The 16,597-nt window shown below is 61.1% G+C and carries 13 protein-coding genes; 9 read left to right on the top strand and 4 right to left on the bottom strand.

Going from position 1 to position 16,597, the window contains the following annotated elements:
- Window positions 1-56: 56 nt before the first annotated feature.
- The 9 genes from NQ519_RS03605 to NQ519_RS03565 all read left to right on the top strand — a co-directional run bounded on the left by NQ519_RS03605 (window position 57) and on the right by NQ519_RS03565 (window position 9,407).
- Window positions 57-1,172 carry a DUF4906 domain-containing protein gene (locus NQ519_RS03605; protein WP_083870885.1) on the top strand — a complete coding sequence of 372 codons (1,116 nt, stop codon included), beginning with the start codon at window positions 57-59 and terminating at the stop codon, window positions 1,170-1,172.
- 18 nt (window positions 1,173-1,190) lie between these two features.
- Entirely contained in the window at window positions 1,191-2,234 is a 1,044-nt protein-coding gene (locus NQ519_RS03600; protein ID WP_019149429.1) for a fimbrillin family protein, read from the top strand.
- A gap of 54 nt (window positions 2,235-2,288) precedes the next feature.
- Entirely contained in the window at window positions 2,289-4,457 is a 2,169-nt protein-coding gene (locus NQ519_RS03595) for an FISUMP domain-containing protein (RefSeq protein WP_019149430.1), read from the top strand.
- A gap of 215 nt (window positions 4,458-4,672) precedes the next feature.
- Window positions 4,673-5,524 carry a hypothetical protein gene (locus NQ519_RS03590; protein WP_052308419.1) on the top strand — a complete coding sequence of 284 codons (852 nt, stop codon included), beginning with the start codon at window positions 4,673-4,675 and terminating at the stop codon, window positions 5,522-5,524.
- A 4-nt stretch (window positions 5,525-5,528) separates the two neighbouring features.
- Window positions 5,529-6,335 carry a four helix bundle protein gene (locus NQ519_RS16175; protein ID WP_019149431.1) on the top strand — a complete coding sequence of 269 codons (807 nt, stop codon included), beginning with the start codon at window positions 5,529-5,531 and terminating at the stop codon, window positions 6,333-6,335.
- 475 nt (window positions 6,336-6,810) lie between these two features.
- Window positions 6,811-8,049 carry an RNA-directed DNA polymerase gene (locus tag NQ519_RS03580; protein ID WP_019149432.1) on the top strand — a complete coding sequence of 413 codons (1,239 nt, stop codon included), beginning with the start codon at window positions 6,811-6,813 and terminating at the stop codon, window positions 8,047-8,049.
- Between the two features lie 29 nt (window positions 8,050-8,078).
- Window positions 8,079-8,210: a hypothetical protein gene (locus tag NQ519_RS03575; RefSeq protein ID WP_019149433.1), complete on the top strand. Its 132-nt coding sequence runs from the start codon at window positions 8,079-8,081 to the stop codon at window positions 8,208-8,210.
- 21 nt (window positions 8,211-8,231) lie between these two features.
- Window positions 8,232-8,852 carry a DUF975 family protein gene (locus tag NQ519_RS03570; RefSeq protein WP_044118565.1) on the top strand — a complete coding sequence of 207 codons (621 nt, stop codon included), beginning with the start codon at window positions 8,232-8,234 and terminating at the stop codon, window positions 8,850-8,852.
- A 99-nt stretch (window positions 8,853-8,951) separates the two neighbouring features.
- The gene (locus NQ519_RS03565; protein WP_019149435.1) at window positions 8,952-9,407 is read left to right on the top strand and encodes a hypothetical protein; all 456 of its coding nucleotides are present in this window, start codon (window positions 8,952-8,954) and stop codon (window positions 9,405-9,407) included.
- Between the two features lie 128 nt (window positions 9,408-9,535).
- Here NQ519_RS03565 and NQ519_RS03560 read toward each other — a convergent pair whose 3' ends face one another.
- From NQ519_RS03560 to NQ519_RS03545, 4 genes are all read right to left on the bottom strand, one after another.
- Window positions 9,536-11,248: a glycoside hydrolase family 88/105 protein gene (locus NQ519_RS03560; protein ID WP_019149436.1), complete on the bottom strand. Its 1,713-nt coding sequence runs from the start codon at window positions 11,246-11,248 to the stop codon at window positions 9,536-9,538.
- Between the two features lie 4 nt (window positions 11,249-11,252).
- A complete protein-coding gene (locus NQ519_RS03555) occupies window positions 11,253-12,644 on the bottom strand; it encodes a hypothetical protein (RefSeq protein ID WP_019149437.1) in 1,392 nt (463 codons plus the stop codon).
- 18 nt (window positions 12,645-12,662) lie between these two features.
- Entirely contained in the window at window positions 12,663-14,567 is a 1,905-nt protein-coding gene (locus tag NQ519_RS03550; RefSeq protein ID WP_044118566.1) for a glycoside hydrolase family 28 protein, read from the bottom strand.
- Window positions 14,568-14,660: 93 nt separating this feature from the next.
- A complete protein-coding gene (locus tag NQ519_RS03545; RefSeq protein ID WP_019149439.1) occupies window positions 14,661-16,589 on the bottom strand; it encodes a hypothetical protein in 1,929 nt (642 codons plus the stop codon).
- Window positions 16,590-16,597: the final 8 nt, after the last annotated feature.

Below are 16,597 nucleotides of genomic sequence, written 5' to 3'. Positions count from 1 at the left end.
ATTTTCGGCGGGCCGTCCGGAATACCTAAGAATGAATTGCAAATGTATAAGTTGTTATGAAAATTTTCAGAAAGACATTGTGTATCTTATCCGTCGTCGCCGCGGCCTTGTGTTCATGCGAGCGAAGTGCGGATACGATTCCCGTATCCGGAGAGCAGGGCGGAGATGCTTCCGGGCGAACGGCCCGGATGACTTTCGGTCTGAGCGCTGCGGATATGCGGACATCGGCTTTGGGGGCCGCCGAGGGCCGGAGCACCGTTGACGAGGATGCTTTGAAGAACCTGTGGGTTTTGCAGTTCGACGGCGCGACGGATGCTTCGAAGCTGTTGTTCTGCGAGTATTACGATGCGAGCATGATCGGGGGTGACGCCACGAACGGTTATTCGCTCAGCGTCGCTTTGTACGAGACTTCCGGCGACACGAAGATCTATTTCGTCGCCAACGTCGGTCCGGATCGCTTCCAGAAGTTCTCTGCCGGGGACGGGGTGCCCGATTCGGACGTTACGCTCGGGTCGTTCGAGGCTTCGACGCTCGCTTTCGCCAGCGAGGCCGCCGTATCTGCCGATGGCGTTTTGCCGATGATCGGTTCGTACAAGGGATCTTCCGTCATCGCTTCGGGAACGGTTCAGATGAAGCGCTTGGTGGCTAAAATCGACTTCACCTTCGACATTCAGATTACGGCTGCCGGGGAGAAATTCACTCCTTCGCGCGTGAGCTTGCGGAGCGCCGCTTCGTGCACTCGGTTCCTGGAGCACACTCTTCCCACCGGGACCACCGGATTGTACCCCGACGCCGCTTCGTCCGACAATTTCATCAATTACCCCGCTGTTTCCGTCTCCGGGACGGGTTCTTTCACGTACACGTGGTACGTTCCCGAGAACCTGCGGGGCGTCGTCTCCAGTATCAAAAGCCCCTCCGAAAAGGGTCCTGAAAACGCTCCTGCGGGCAGTACTTTCATCGAGATCGGCGGCGACTACCAGCGCGGTTCTGCGTTGACCGACGTCACTTATACGATCTACCTCGGGGAGAATGCGTCCACCGATTTCAACGTGGTTCGCAATTACCATTATACGGTTTCTTCGACGATCAAGGGATTGAATTCCCGGGATCTTCGCGTCGTCGTTGACCGGGGCGTCGATGCCGGACAGTACGTCGATGGAATTTGGGAATAGTTTAATTCGATGAAACGTATGAAAAACAACGTATTGGCAATGGCTCTCATCGCTTTGACGGCGATGGGATGCAGCAAGGAGGATTCCGTCCCCGCGGGCGGTTCTCCGATGACTTTCACGGGCGTCGCTCCCGCGGCATCCGTTCCGGCATCCGCCGCGTCGTCCCGGTCTTATTTCCCCGGCACCTCGGGCCTGATGTATTGGAGCGATTACGACAACATCGGCGCTTACGCTTTCGACTCTTCCAAAGCCTTGAAGGCCCACGACATCTGCACGCTCCAGTCCGGCGCCGGATCGGGCCTCGCCGTCTTCCACCCCAGGAACATCCTCTATTCCGAGAGTTGGAGCGGTTCGGGCGATTACACGTTCTACGCCTATTATCCGGTTTGGACCGCCGCTGCCGCCACTTACAGCGACGGGGGCGTGTTGTTGAACATCCCTTCGGCCCAGAACGGCGAGTTCGGACGTTATCAGGTCTGCTTCTCGCAGGCCGTCACCGTAAGTTCCGAGCAGATCGGGTTGAACAAGTCCGTCCGCTTCGACTTCAAGCCTGCTTCGTCGTTGATGCGGGTGCAGTTGTTCCTTGACGAGGCTTCTTCCGCTGACGAGGTCTATATCTCTCAGGCTTCCGTTTCCGTTTCCGGTTGCGCTTTGTTCGGCGATTGCAAATTGACCTTCGCCGACGGTTCTCTGGCCGCTTCTGCCTCCGCTTCGGGCACCAGCACCGTCACCGTCCGGCTCACCACACCTGTACGCATCACGAAGAAGGCCGACGGACAGAATCCGAATCCTTACATCGACTTCGTCATTCTGCCCACCTCGAATATGTCGGGCACCGTGAAGTTCTCGGTCACCACTCAGGCCGGACTGACTTTGACCACTCCCGATAAGGACGTTCCCGCGAGCGGTTTCGCCGGCGGTACCCGTTACTTCATCGAGCGGCCGATCTCGGTCGTCCTCGACGCCGATTCCCCCGACGCTTCGTATATCGACGGCGGGTTGGCTTGGGAGGCTACCGTCGATAACGACGGCGCATATTCCGACGGCGGCGTCGCGTGGTAGACTGCCGCGGCATCATTTGACACTATCGAATAATCACTTATAGGTTGTTTCAATATGAAAAAGATCTTTTTTTACGCTGCTATGACGGCTTTCGCCGTATCCGTGGCAGGTTGCAGCAAGGATGCCGAGGTTAGCGACATCCCGGCTGTCGGCGGCAAGTACACGCTTGCCAGTGTATCGGGTTCTTTGGATGCTGAGATCGGAACCCGTACGGGATTGGGCACCAATTCCGTGGTGAATTGGTCCAACAAGGACCGCATCCTCGTGGTCAACACGAGCAACGGCGATAAGGTTCAGTACGAGCTCGTTTCGGGTCAGGGCACTTCCGTCGGCAAGTTCGAGCCTCTGAGCGGCAAGGGTATCGCTTACACCGATGTCAGCGACCTCAGGGCCGTTTACCCGGCCGTCGCCGCCGAGGTCGCCGCCAACGGTCAGATTTCGTTCAATCTCAACAAGAATTACGAGCAGGACCACCGTTCGACGTACGGCATCGGGTCGTGGAACGAGAAAGATTCGCCTTATTCGTTCACTTACAACGACATCAAGGTTTCGTACAACACGCCTGCCGTCGCTTCTGAGTCCACTTCCGAGGTTAACTTCAAGTTCAAGCAGTTGGGTACTTGGTGCACTTTCGCGTTCGACCTGAGCCAGTCGGATTTCAAAGACGAGACTATGGAGTCGATGACCATCACCACCACCGCCGGTTCCGCTAAGATCGGCGGCACGGCTACGGTCGATTTCTCCGACCCCGTCGCTCCGAAACTGGGCGCAGGTTCCGTGGAGAAGATCGACTGGACGTTCAACACCTCCAGCGCATTGGGTTCTCCGTTCTCCCGGTCGGTCATGTTGTTCCCCGCCGTCGCTGCCGGCGAGGAGATGAAGATCGTCTGCACGACCGATCTCCACACCATCACGTTCTTCGCCAAGCCCACTCAGGACCTTTCCGCTGGTAAGGTGCTGCGCTTCCCGATCAACGAGCGGTTCACGGCCGACGGCACGGATTTCCGTTACGAAGTCGAGGACAAGCCGGGCATCCCGACGTTCTACTATTACGGCCCGCACAACTCCTATCTGGTCTATGGCGAGACCACGGTGAACATCGACGTTACGCCTTTCAAGTCCGACATGCGTTTCCGCAAGACCGGCACGCCCGCTTCGTCGGCACCCCAGCCCTCCAAAGCCAAGCTGTTGTGGAAGGAAAACACGTTGACGGGCATCACCGTCGGTACCATTTCGAATAATAAGGTTCCGGTAACGGGCATCTCCGGCAACGGCAACGCCGTCGTCGCCATTACGGACGCTTCCGACAATATCCTGTGGTCGTACCACATCTGGGTTCCCGAGATCGACCCCACGGCCGGACTGTTGACCTACGCCATTCCGTCCGCCAGCAACGGGTCGGGTTCGACCTACGAGGTCATGCCGATCGCGCTGGGTGCCATGAATACGGTTGCCGCCGGAGCTACCGCTACTGTCGATTCGTACGGTCTCTACTACCAGTGGGGCCGCAAAGACCCGCTGGGACGTCCGGGCGCGATCACCGCTTCGGGCGACTCTTATGTCGTAACGTCTTTCGACGGTCTGTCCGGCATCACCAAGTGGAACCAGACGGAGAACATGCTCAATCTGGCTACGGCCACCGGTATTACGGCCGAGACGACCGACGCCGAGATGATCAAGTACGCTACGGCGAACCCGACGAAGTTCATCTACGACGCCACCGGAAAGTATGCGAACTACGATTGGGTCATGAAGAAGAACGACCACTTGTGGGGCAACGGCTCGGGTTATCTCTACCCGCGTAAGGCTCAGATCTACAAGTCGATCTACGACCCGTGCCCCGAGGGTTACCGCGTCGCTCCCAAGGATTTGTGGAACCGCTTCACGGTCGATGGCGGCAACTACGGCAGCCAGGACACTAACGACAAGCGTAATGCGACTTTTAACGCTTCGAACCGCAATTCGTTGAGCGATCAGCACGGGTACCACTTCTATTATACGGCTTGGCAGACGGGCGAGACCGACTTCTATCCCGCTTCGGGCTATCGCAACCGCGCGTCCGGTGCGCTGACGAATGTCGGCTCCGGCGGTTACAGTTGGTCGTCGTCGCCGACACAGAGTTCGGCGAGTGCAGGCTTCTTGTATTTCAACGCCGCGTACGTGCACCCGCAGGGTAATTACAGCCGCGCTTACGGCTTCCCCGTGCGCTGTGTCCGAGAATAATCAGGGAGCGCCAGCGACCGCATCCGGTCATTCACCGTCGGGCATTGAAAGCCCGACGGTTGGAATACCGGCGTAAGCCGGTCGAAAATTTTTCAGGTTTCCGATGCCTGTTCCGGGGTCCGGAATGAAGGAGGCAAATCGTGGGGCGGACTCGTCCCGGGGCCGGGCGGGCTCGGAAACCTTTCTTTTTTTTCAGTACGGAAACGATTCAACCGATGACGAGTCAGGATTTCATTCGCACCGAGGCGGCCAACACCGACCGGATCATTCTCTACCGCGAGGGGCTTTTCTGGAAAGCCTACGAGCGTTCGGCGTTCGCCGTGTGTTCGCAGGTGAGGGCCTTCAAGACCACGAAGAAGGCTTTGAAGACGCTCGGCGGGGGGCATTTGGTTTCCATCGGGTTTCCCGCGGCGAGCGAAAACGCCGTGTGCGGGGCTTTGGAGTGCATTTCGCGCGAGCAGGACCGGGTGGTCTTCGCCGCTCCGCGGGCCGTCGATGCCGCGGAGTTCGAGGTTTGGAAGGCCGCGCAGCCGCTCAAGGAGGCCGTGCGCCGGACGAAAACCGCTGCCGCCGCTGTCGATGCAGGTGCTGCTGCTGCCGCCGCCGATGCAGGTGCCGGGTTCGGGGGTGCCGCCGGAGTTGCCGGGGGTGCCGCCGGAGTTGCCGGGGGTGCTGTCGCCGATGTTGCCGCAACCGGGGCTGTCGCCGCGGGTCCGGGGTTTGTCTCGGGCTCGGGGTTTGCCGCTGGTCCGGGGTTTGCTGCGGGTCTGGGGATTGCCGTCGCCGGAAACTCTGCCGCGTCCGGACCTCTTCCGGAGTTTGTCTCGGGTCCGGGGATTGCCGTCGCCGGAAACCCTGCCGCGTCCGGACCTCTTCCCGAAGAACGGATGCGTTCGCCGTCGGAGGCCGAATCCCGGCCGGGGATGCGTTACGCCGAGGCCGATTTCTCGCTGACGGCGGCCTGCCGGGTCGCCGGAGCGCTGAAGGAATTCAATCTGGCCGAGAAAACGCCCCTGGAGTGCATGATGTTTCTCTCCGAACTTAAAAAAATGATTCATTCGATCTGACGATATGGCTGCGGAATACGACCACCTGCCCGTCTACAAGGCCGCCTACGACTTGTTGCAGCACGTCTACCGCGACAAGTGCATTGCCAGCGTCCCCCGCGACGTGAAGTACACGCTCGTCGAGAGGCTCAAACAGGACATTCTGGAGGTTCTCGTGCTGATCTACAAGGCCCACTACAACATGTTGGGCGACAAGGCCCTGCAATTGCAGCAGGCGCGCGAGCTGATACCGGGCGTCAAGGCCCGCATGCGGATCATGTACGACTTGCGGTATATCAATCTGGAGTTGTTCCGGACATTGGCCGTCGAGGTGGAGTCGGTTTCCAAACAGTTGGGCGCCTGGCACACCAAGACTTTGCGGCGCAGGATCGTCGCTCCTCCGGCTCCGGCTCCGGCCCCGGCCCGGACTGCGGCTCAGACTGCGGCTTCCGTTGTGGCCCCGGCTTCCGTTGCGGCTTCTGCGCCCGCGGACCCGTTTGCGGCCCCTGCTGTGGCCCCCGTTGCGGCTTCCGTGCCCGCGGACCCGTTTGCGGCCCCTGCTGTGGCTCCCGTTGCGGCTCAGACTGCGGCTTCCGTTGCGGCCCCGGCTTCCGTTGCGGCTTCTGCGCCCGCGGACCCGTTTGCGGCTCCTGCCCCTGCGGCAACCCGCCCGGCCCCCGCGCCCCGCTCGGCCCCCGCGCCCCGCTCGGCCCGCACGGACCTTTTTGCAGCCCCGGCCCCCGCTGCGGCGGCCCCTTTTCCGGCCCCGGACCCCTTGGCGTCCCCGGCCCCCGAGGCCCCCTGGGCGGCCCCGGGCGAAGACAACGAATGATGTGTAAACACGATGCCAAACTCTCTCAGAGCAGACAGGATCGGAGTTCCGTCGAGGTCAAGCGCCTCCGGAAGAGTATCTTGTGAATTCAGTGACCCACCGGCGACGGAAAACAGGCGCGGCGAGCCGACGACGGCTGCGCGGCGTTGTCGTCCGGTATTGAAAATCCAATCCGACGCAGGGTTCGCCCCCTTCCGCTGGGAAAAGACATCCCCTGCGCCGTTTAGCAAGCGGTCACTTGAGCCCGCTTCGGGCTATCGCAACCGCACGTCCGGTGCGCTGACGAATGTCGGCTCCAACGGTTACAGTTGGTCGTCATCGCCGACACAGAGTTCGACGAATGCAGGCAACTTGAATTTCAACGCCACGAACGTGAACCCGCAGAATAATAACAGCCGCGCTTACGGCTTCCCCGTGCGCTGTGTCCGAGGATTCGCAGTTTCTGCCTGAGAGAGAGAAAGAGAGCATCGAGAGAATGGAAAAGGAGAGAGACGAACTGCTGGGCGACTTGTTCCGTGCCTATTTCGACACGCGCAAGCACAAGCGGAACACGAAAAGCCAACTGAGTTTCGAATTCGATTTCGAACACAACCTGATAGAACTCTGCGACAGCATAGCGGACAGGACCTACAAACCGGAACCGGCGTTTTGTTTCATCACGGAGGAGCCCGTCAAACGCGAGATTTTCGCCTCGCCGTTCGCACACAGGGTGGTGTGCCGACTGCTGTACAACTACATTGCCCCGATGTTCGAGGCCCGCATGATTCACGACAGCTATTCGTGCCGCGTGGGCAAGGGGGTGTTCGTGGGGATTCGGCGTTTCGAACACCACCTGAGAAGCTGCACGAGGAACTACTCCCAGGCGGCCTATGTGCTCAAACTCGACCTGAGAGGCTATTTCATGAGCATAGACCGGTGGGTGCTCCACGGAGTGCTGATGCGGGAACTCGATGCGAACTGGCGCAAGGTGTCGGGAAACGGCAGAAGGTGGTGCGACAGGCTCGACAGAGGGCTGATCGACTATCTGATACGGGTGATTCTTTTCCGCAACCCGGTGAGCGACTGCATCGTGCTGGGACAACAATCGGACTGGGACGGACTCCCGCCCTCGAAGAGCCTGTTCCACGCCCCGGAGAATGTGGGGCTGCCGATAGGCGACATAACCTCGCAACTGTTCAGCAACATTCTGCTGGATCAGATGGACCGCTTCGTGAAACGCAACCTGAGGTGCAGGCACTACGGACGCTATGTCGATGATTTCTATGTCGTGCATGCCAGCAGACGCTATCTGAAGAGTCTGACGGCATGTCTGCAATGGTTTCTGCAATCGGAACTCCACCTGACGCTGCATCCCGACAAGATCGTGCTGCAACCCTATCACTACGGAGTGGCGTTTCTCGGGGCCTATGTGAAACCCTACCGCCGCTATGCCACGAAGTCGTCGGTCGAACGCTTCCGCAGGAAGATCAGAGTGCTCGAAGCGGAATGCTGGAGAGGGGAACTGACCTATGTCAGGCTCCTGGAAATCAGGTCCGTGCTGAATTCGTACTGCGGGCATTTCTGCCATTTCAAGGCTTACGGAATGCTTCGGACGCAATTCGGAAAGTCGCCCCTGAGGAAATTCTTCGACTTTACGGACGGATACGGAAAATCCGTGCTGAAAAAGAAATTCATCCCCGAGGGGATACCATTCGACGGAACGCAGGACGACTGAATGCGATAAACGAAAGACTGACCCAAATTATGATTCAATCGAAGAAAGCGCTTGTCAAAGAACCCGACGAACAGAAGGAAACGGCGGCATACGGAGGCTGTTTCTTTGCGCTGGTGGGGGCGATTGCGGCCCTGCTGGCGATTTTCTGTGCCCGGCTGTGACGAGGAGAATACCGATATGCTATGGATAGTGATCTGAGACCCAGCTCGATACGGGCATCGGCCCGGATGAGTCTCGCCGGAAGGTGGAACACCGGAGCGGCCGCAATGCTGATATTTCTGCTGCTGCTGGCAGGCTGCGTCAGGCTGCATGCGCTCTCGCAGGGCCTCGGATACGGTGTCGCTGCGCTCGGAATGCCGGTGCTGCTCGCGGGATGTCAATGGCTCTTCCTGAATGTGAGTTCGGGGCGTGTCGTCCGAGTGGGCGACATGTTCGCCCCGTTCGGATTGCCGCGCGATTATTTCCGGGTCCTGATGGCCTGGGTCCTGATCCTGCTCATCGTTGCGCTGGGGGCGCTCCTGTTTTTCATCCCCGGACTGATCGCGGCGCTGGGATACTCGATGACCTTCTTCATCCTCCGGGACAACGGGGATATGTCGGTCGCGGAAGCTATGGAGGAGAGCTGGACCATGATGTGCGGGCACAAGTGGGCCTGTTTCCGGCTCTGGATGAGTTTCATCGGATGGACGATTCTGGCCGTGATCTCCGTGGCGGGCATTCTGTGGCTCGTGCCCTATTTCTGCACGGCGATGGCCGAGTTTTACAACCGGGTGCGGGGGTATAGGGCGTGCTGTCTCGGATGAAAGGGCGGCCGGTTTGTGCCGCGGCGGACGACGGTTCGCAGGCGGAGCGGCTGTCCGGAATCATAAACATATAAAATAGAAATCTTTGCGATGAGAGAGATGACCATTCGTTTTCTGCTGGCTTTGCTGCTGTTGGCCGGCGGATTCACCTTAGGCGCCGGGAGGTTCTCCGGGAAACTTCCGGGCCGCATCATCGAGGCGAAGCAGCTGCCCGATCCGGTTCGTCGGTTCGTGTTGCAGCATTTCCCCAGCCTGAACAGGTTCAGTTACCGTTGGGACAAGCGTTTCTATTACGCGGTCAACGAGAACGGCGGTTACCTGCTGCTTTCGGCGGACGGGATGTTGGGCGGCTTCCGTTACCATGTGCGTCAGATTCCCCGGGAGTTCGTGGATCTGCTTCCCGGGACCTCGATGACCTATCTCCGGGAGCGTTATCCGAACCATTTTCTCTGCGCTTTCCTGCCGCAGGACAAGGGGTATCGGGCCGAGCTTTTCGGAGTGGACGACCGCATCGTGTATTTCGATTCCGAGGGCCGTTTTGTGAAAGAGGAGTGATCGTTTGCGCTCCTCTGTCGTCCTGGAGCGCAACCCCTGTCGCGGGAGTGTGAGAGGACGAATGAAACGGAACAGGCTGTATGTGCGATTTGCAGCCTGTTCCGTTTATTTTGGACTGAGTCCGGCGCCTATTTTTTCTGTGACAGCCTTTCCATCTCCAATGCGGCGAACAGAAACGGCAGCAGCCCGTGCGTGTCGCTGCGGATGAAGGGGATGCGCTCGTAGTCCGCGGGGTCGGTGCTGAAATTGGTACCGCCTTTCACGCCGTTGAAATCGTCCTCCCCGCTCACGAAGGTCGTCAGCGCCTGCCAGGCCCGGCGGAGCGGCTCTTCGACCTGCCTGCGCGGAAGCCATCCGCGGTTGACGCCGCGGGCGAGGCAGTAGGTGAAGATCGCCGCACCGGAGGATTCGCGGGCGGAATCTTCCCGGTCGAGGAGGTTGCGCCAGTAGCCTTCCGCATCCTGATACCGCAGCACTCCTTCGATGTGGGCCCGGTAGATGGCCAGTATCCGTTTGTAATTCCGGTCGCTGCGGGGGAGTGCGTCGAGCACCTCGCACGTCGCCCACAGGGCCCAGCCGTTGCCGCGCGACCAGTGCGGAACGCGGATGTCGGGATGCGAGGGATAGCAGGCTTGCCGATAGAGCCCCGCACCGGCATCGAAAAGCAGGCGGTTGAAGCCGATGAGCTGGTCGGCGGCGTCGTGCAGGAGGCTTTCGTCGCCCGTCAGGCGGTAGCCATAGACCAAATAGGGTAGTCCCATGAACATATCGTCGGCCCAGACCGACGGATAGAGGGTGTATTCCCGGGCGAAGACACCTTCGGTGCGGAACTGTTCGTGCCGCAGGTAGTTCAGCACCCGTTCCGCCTGCCGGCGGTAGCTTTCGGGCGGATCGGGACTCTCGACGCAGCGGGTGATGTAGGGCATGGCCGGGGCCGATACGTAGTCGAGCATCGGGCGGCCTGCGGTGCCGAAATTGAACGACCGGACGGCATGCAGCCGCTGTGTCTGGTGTTCGGCCAGCGGGAAAGTGCCGAGCGAGAAATCGCACCATGCGTCGGCGTAGGCCGCGTATTTCGGATCGCCGGAGGCGGCGGAGAGGCGTTGCAGAGCCCAGGCGAAGCATCCCACATGGTAATACCATTCGAAGAAGCGTCCGTTGGCGGCCGGTGCCGAGACGATATCGACGGGCGGGATGTTCCATGCGAGGGTGCGTCCGCAGTCCCGGTAGGGCGTGTGGAAAAGCAGTGCGCTGTCCGGGGCGAGCGGTGTCGCAAGATCGCCTTCGAACGTTCCGAGCACCAGCCAGCGGGCCTCCTTGAGCTTCGGGGCGTAGGTTTCGAGCGTGCAGAAGATTTTGCGGCCCCGTTCGGCATAGCGCGAGAAGTTGCGCGACTGCATCAGAAAAAGGTGTTCGCCGCCGCGGTATTCGGTCTTGACGAGCAGCTTGTGCGGCCCGGCCGTCAGGCGGAGACGGAACGATTCCGGAAGGCGGTAGTCCTTCTCGCCGAACTCCACGGCGAAGGGGTGCGGCAGGGGGCGTTCGTAGACCACCGAGTCGTCGATCGTGATCCGTACGGGGCCTGTGCATCCCAGTTCGAAGAGCTCTTCGGTGTCGCCTTCGCACCGGAGCGTCGTCAGGGCGTAGGCCACGCCCGGGCGGTCCATGCAGCGGCCGAAATCGACGCATCCGAAGTTGGGATAGGCGCTTTGGAGTTTGTATTCGAGTTCGAAACGGGTGTTATCGACCACTTTGTCGGCGACACGGCGGGCCAGTTCGAGCGGTTCGGCTCCCCGGAGCAGGGTGGGGATCAGCAGGGCGGAAAACAGCAGGCGTTTCATGGCTTCAGAAATTGAGTACGGGATAACGGTGTCCGTAGCCGACGGACGACAGGCGGACGTTGTCGCGGTAGACCTCGGTGTCGAACCGGGCCGGGTTCTCCCGGGCGTTGCGGTCGGCCCAGAAGACGATGCGGCCGTCGGGCCGCGCCACGACGATCTGTTCGCCCGCCAGCGGCAGCACCTTTTTCGCAGCGACGAGGATGCCTTTGCCGGTCGTCAGCACGATCCGCCCCGTGCGGTCGTACAGAGTTCCGTCCGTGTAGAGTTCGTGGATGCCGTCGCCGTTGAAATCGACGACCGTGCCTTTGATCGGAAAGTCGATTTTCACCTCTTCGCCCGTGCGTGCGTCGTAGGTTTTGCCGACACACCCTTTGGGCGGGACCGCTTCACCCTTGAAAGGATAGCGGCCGGCCATGGCGATCCGCTCGCCGCGAGGACCGAAATTGCCCACCCAGCCGTGGTGATAGTGGCCTTTGCGCTCAGTGATCTCCCAGAGCCGACGCCCCGTCTGGTCGAACATCACGGCGCGCGGCTGCTTGCCGTCGTCGCCCTTTTCGCGCGTGGTGAAGAAGCACCACCGTCCCGACTCCGTGTCCCACCAGGGTTGCACCAGGTCGGAATGTTCGTTCCAGGCGTCGCCGTCGAGAATGAAGAGTTGTTCGCCCGTGTCGAACGAGAAGCACCGTTCGCCGTACATGAACTGTTCGCGGCCGTCGCGGCGGAGGTCGAAGACCGGGGTCGAGTGGCTGCCGCGCGCTCCGCGGCCGTCGTCGGGTATCTTGACTTTCCAGCGGCGGCTCATGTCGCCGTTCCAGCCCTGCATCTGTATCTCCTTGTAGGTGCCCTGCACGGTCACCAGCACCGGACTGCCGTCGTCGGCATGGCCGCCGATGAGCAGGAACCGCCATTTGTAGCTGTTGGCCTGGTTGTGGGCCGGGGCGGGCCATCGCCACGAGCCGGTCACACGGCCCGTGCGGGCGTCGGCGCGTTCGAGGCGGTAGCCGTCGTAGTCGAAGGGGCGTTCGCAGGTGTTGGCGACGTAATAGATCTCGTCGCATCCGTCACCGTCCATGTCCATCGGCAGCAGCGGCATGAACCACACACCCGGAATGGTGTGGGGCAGTTCGCGCCGCCACAGTTCACGGCCTGAGGCGTCGAAAACGGCGATCTTGGGCGTATCCTTCGGAAAGGTGAAACTGCCTTCGTAGGGGTCGATGCTCTTCTCGGCGGAGAAGACCGTGACGAATCCCCGTTCACCGTTGCCGAGGTCGAGCGGCGTCAGCCGGCATTGTTTGACGGGCGTGCCGAGGTCGAGGGTCAGTACCTCGCGGGGCGAGAACTCCCGGGCGGCGAGCGCTGCGGGGAGCAGCAGCAGGGTATACAGCAGTTTTTTCATGGTCCGACCCTCCATCCATCATTTTTTCGTGTCGCGGATTTCGCCGTCCTGTTGGTGCCACAGCCCGTAAGGCTCCGTGCGCGAACAGCTTTCGTAGTCGATGCCCTCGACCGCGTAGTTTTTCACGTCGTCCATCACGATCGCCGGGCGAACGTCGTTGTTGGCCAGCCGCAGGCGGACGTTGCGGACCTGAAGCCCGTCAACGTGGCGGAAATAGAGCCCGTAGGCGGGGCAGGTGCCGTAGCAGTCGAATTCGGGGTATTTCTTCTCGTTCTCGGGAACGTCGCGGTAGATCGTCTGCGGTTCGTTGATCGAGCCGAAGAGCAGCAGGTCGCAGTCTTCGATCAGCACGTTTTCGATCGGATGGCCTTTCAGACCGCCGACGGCCGTGCCGACGCCCGGGCCGCCCTTGACTTCGACCCAGCCGATGCCGGTGTTGCGGATGTTGCGCAGCGTGACGTTGCGGATGGCGCCGACGGGTGCGGGATTCGGGCCGCCCTCGAAGGTCCGGCCGCGGTTGCCCAGCCGCACGACGAACGGCGCCGCGCAGTTGCTCATGCGGATGTCCTCGTAGGTCACGCCGTCGATTACCGAGCCATCGACGGCCTCGATGGCGATCGAATAGCGGGTCCAGCCCTCGGCGTTGCGGACGCGGACGTTGCGGATGGCGCCGTGGGTCTCTGTGCCGATCTTCACCAGGTTGCAGTTGGCGTAGCGCGCACGCACGTCTTCGACGAAGATGTTCTCGGCCGGAGTGAGCGACAGCGCTTTGAGGCAGATCGCGTCGTCGCCGCAGCTGCAAAGGAAGTTGCGGACCACCACGTCGCTGCAACCGCTCAGGTCGATACCGTCCTGATTGTTGGTGCCGGTGTAGCAGCGCACGGTGACGTTCTCGACGCGCAGGCCCCGGCAGGCTTCGTAATACTGGGTCCAGTTGGCACTGCGGGCCAGCGTGACGCCTTCGATCGCAACGTTTCGGCATTCGACCATGCGGATCAGGCGCGGGCGTTCGTGTTCGTTGTTGCGGCCCCGCCAGGGATAGCCTTCGAAGAGCGAGCAGCCGTCGATGATGCCGCCGCCGCAGATCGTGATGTCCGAGGCTTTCTCGGCATAGATCATCTGGAAGTCCTCCTTGCCGCGGAACGACGGGAGGGAGCAGCGCAGGGGCGGGAAATCGTCGTGGTTGACCGAGCCGCGCAGGATGGCGCCCGCTTCGACGCGCAGCGTGACGCCGGATTCGAGTCGCAGCGTTCCGGTGACGTAGATTCCGTCGCGGACCCAGACCGTGCCGCCCTTGCGGGCGCTGCATTTGTCGATGGCGGCCTGGATGACGGCGGTGTTGACCGTCGCGCCGTCGCCGACGGCACCGGCCTCGGCGATGTCCACGACGAAACCGTCCGGACGCACCGTTTCGGGCCATTCGCCCATCGGGCGGACCGCCACGAGATACATGTTATGCGAACTGCTGCCGTTCTCCCCCAGCGTGACACGCTCTCCCCGGCGGTAGGGGCGGCGGTAGCAGGTGAAGCGTTCGCCGCGGTCGTTGGCCACGTAAAGCGGCGTGCGGACGAACGTGTCGAGCCAGTCGGGCTTCTCCGCGATGGCGTTGTTGTGGGCCACGAAGACCTCGGCGTCGGCCTTCAGGTCGAAGTAGGCGATGTCGCCGCGGTCGAAGCGTTTCGATCCGTAGGCCGGCTGAATCCAATCGGCGCCCTCCAGTTCGGGCGACAGGGCAGTAACGGCGACGGGTTCCTCGCCGTACATGGATACGCCCGTGCGGAGGTTGCCCTGTTCGAACCAGTGCGAGATGTTGTAGTTGAATTGCCAAACGTCGAGTACGTCGAGGCGTGCGATCAGCCGCGTATCGGCATGCGCCGCTGCCGTGGCGGCGAGCAGGCAGCAGGTCAGAATGAGTCTTTTCATCGGGTTGTGTTTCGGGTTTTCGTTCGGAACAAAATTACGGATTCCGGGCCGATTCAATGTGCAATAAATTCCGGGATAGGTGGTGAAAAATGCCTATTTCCCCTCGATCGTGCGGCGCAGGGCTTCGAATTCCGCTTCGCTGCGGTCTTCGGTGTCGATCTCGCGTTTCAGCACGCCGGCGACCTTCTTTTCGGCGGAGTAGGTGTTGGCGTGGCGCAGCGTGCGGCGGCGCGGGGAGTAGTCGAGCATGATGCGCCGCATCAGGTAATCGCGCTGGATGTAGCGTTCGAGCGCCGCGATGCACTCGGCGCCGTATTCCGGTCCTTCGGTATGGACCCGTTCGCGCGACGGTTCGTATTTGCCGTTGTAGACGTATCCGCTCTTGTAGAAAAACAGCGCGGCTTCGACGAGCGCCGCGTTGCGCTGGCAAAGCGTGCGGTGGAGGTAGGCGCTGGCGATGATGTCCTTGAGATAAGGGGCGTTCGCGGGTCCTGCGGCGCGGGCTTTCTCGGCTTCGGCGACGGCCCGGTCGGCACATGCGGTCATTTCGCGCAGCACGTCCGGTGGGGTCAGCCGTTTTTCGGCATGGTATTTCGCGGCGAGCTCCTCGTCCGAACGGTTTCCGGTGCGCCACGCCGTGCAGTATTCCGGTACGCCGACCGCCTCCTGCCGGACGAAAGCCATGCCGGCCGGTGCCTCGGGATTGTCGAACATCTGCCAGAACTGCAACGGCTGCAAGCCTCCGACTGAGAGGCCGTCGCCGCGCCAGAACCACGCAGGCATCAGTTTGATGAACTGCTCCTGTGCGTGTGCCGCGGCTTTGAGCGATTGTAGTACGTGGGGTGCGGCCTTGCGATAGGTTTTGGCCAGGTATTTTTCGGCGTCGGCATCCGACCAGGGTTTGCGGTTCATGGCCCCGGCCACGGTGAGCTGCGTCAGCCGCCGCACGGGGTTGTCGGCCGAATCCTCGCCACGCAGCGTGTAGTCCTGATAGACGATGCCCGTGAACCCGCCTGTGCGGACGTTGTCGAAGATGCGGTTCACGATGTCGTTGTCGTACCAGTAGACCGGGTGCGGATACTCCGCGTCGTAGACGTGCATGTCCAGCACCACGCCGTAACCCTCGTCGAGCATCTGCTTGCCCCAGGGCGGATAGTTGACCAGCGGCTGGTCGTATCCGGCGTATTTGACCGAGAGAACCAGCTTTTCGCGCGGAATGTCGAGCCGCTGCATCACTTCGGGCTTTACGTACCAGTCGCGCATGCCGAAGAACCCGTCGTTGCCCCGTTTTTCGCGCAGCATGTGCGCCAAACGGTTGGAATAATCGACGAAACAGCTGTCCGTCTTGTCGTAATCCACGCACTCTTTCCACGATTCCCAGGTGTCGGAGCGCACCTTTTCGATGTCGTAGGTCCATGCCGCCTCGGCATAGGCGTTCAGAAAACCGTCCAGCTCGGGCAGCAGGTCCAGCGCCCGGGAGGTTGACCAAAGGAAAAAGTCGCGGAACAGATCGTTGGTCCATTGCTGTTGGGGGACGCAGTTGGGCGATTTGCCAGCCAGCGCTTTCTGGAACATGTCGTTCTGGTGGGCTTTGCGCAGCAGCCGGTCGAAGACTCCGTCGGGGTTGAGCTCCTGCTGGTGGGCGCACCAGAATTTGTAGGGTGCGTAGTGCGAATAGGAGCGCGTCACGACGTAGCGGATGCCGCGCGACTTGGCGTAGGAGATATTCTTCCGCAGGGCCGCGAGGTTTCGGGCGACCTTCTCGGGCGTATACTCTGCGGCTTCGGGATAGGGCGAATCGGCGTAATCGACGATGTGCATCGGCAGGAAGGTGAACGTGCCGACGGAGATGACGTTGTAGCCGTCGGCGGCGATGCGGTCGATCTGTTCGCGGACTTCGTCGCTGAGTTCGGGATTCATCCATTGGGACGAACCCACCGGGACAATGCGGTACTGCATGGGTTCCTGCGCGCGCAGGGCGAAGGCCGTGAGGACCAGCAGCAGGAAGAGTGTTTGTTTCATTTCGTCGG

It is taken from the genome of Alistipes senegalensis JC50, assembly GCF_025145645.1.
GTDB classification, from domain to species: Bacteria; Bacteroidota; Bacteroidia; order Bacteroidales; family Rikenellaceae; genus Alistipes; species Alistipes senegalensis.
This window is presented reverse-complemented; position numbering and strand designations above follow the sequence as displayed.

What these genes read in the sequence shown, in the direction of transcription:
- NQ519_RS03605 (WP_083870885.1), top strand. Translation starts at nt 57, where the DNA reads ATGAAAATTTTCAGAAAGACATTGTGTATCTTATCCGTCGTCGCCGCG.
- NQ519_RS03600 (WP_019149429.1), top strand. Translation starts at nt 1,191, where the DNA reads ATGAAAAACAACGTATTGGCAATGGCTCTCATCGCTTTGACGGCGATG.
- NQ519_RS03595 (WP_019149430.1), top strand. Translation starts at nt 2,289, where the DNA reads ATGAAAAAGATCTTTTTTTACGCTGCTATGACGGCTTTCGCCGTATCC.
- NQ519_RS03590 (WP_052308419.1), top strand. Translation starts at nt 4,673, where the DNA reads ATGACGAGTCAGGATTTCATTCGCACCGAGGCGGCCAACACCGACCGG.
- NQ519_RS16175 (WP_019149431.1), top strand. Translation starts at nt 5,529, where the DNA reads ATGGCTGCGGAATACGACCACCTGCCCGTCTACAAGGCCGCCTACGAC.
- NQ519_RS03580 (WP_019149432.1), top strand. Translation starts at nt 6,811, where the DNA reads ATGGAAAAGGAGAGAGACGAACTGCTGGGCGACTTGTTCCGTGCCTAT.
- NQ519_RS03575 (WP_019149433.1), top strand. Translation starts at nt 8,079, where the DNA reads ATGATTCAATCGAAGAAAGCGCTTGTCAAAGAACCCGACGAACAGAAG.
- NQ519_RS03570 (WP_044118565.1), top strand. Translation starts at nt 8,232, where the DNA reads ATGGATAGTGATCTGAGACCCAGCTCGATACGGGCATCGGCCCGGATG.
- NQ519_RS03565 (WP_019149435.1), top strand. Translation starts at nt 8,952, where the DNA reads ATGACCATTCGTTTTCTGCTGGCTTTGCTGCTGTTGGCCGGCGGATTC.
- NQ519_RS03560 (WP_019149436.1), bottom strand. Translation starts at nt 11,248, where the DNA reads ATGAAACGCCTGCTGTTTTCCGCCCTGCTGATCCCCACCCTGCTCCGG.
- NQ519_RS03555 (WP_019149437.1), bottom strand. Translation starts at nt 12,644, where the DNA reads ATGAAAAAACTGCTGTATACCCTGCTGCTGCTCCCCGCAGCGCTCGCC.
- NQ519_RS03550 (WP_044118566.1), bottom strand. Translation starts at nt 14,567, where the DNA reads ATGAAAAGACTCATTCTGACCTGCTGCCTGCTCGCCGCCACGGCAGCG.
- NQ519_RS03545 (WP_019149439.1), bottom strand. Translation starts at nt 16,589, where the DNA reads ATGAAACAAACACTCTTCCTGCTGCTGGTCCTCACGGCCTTCGCCCTG.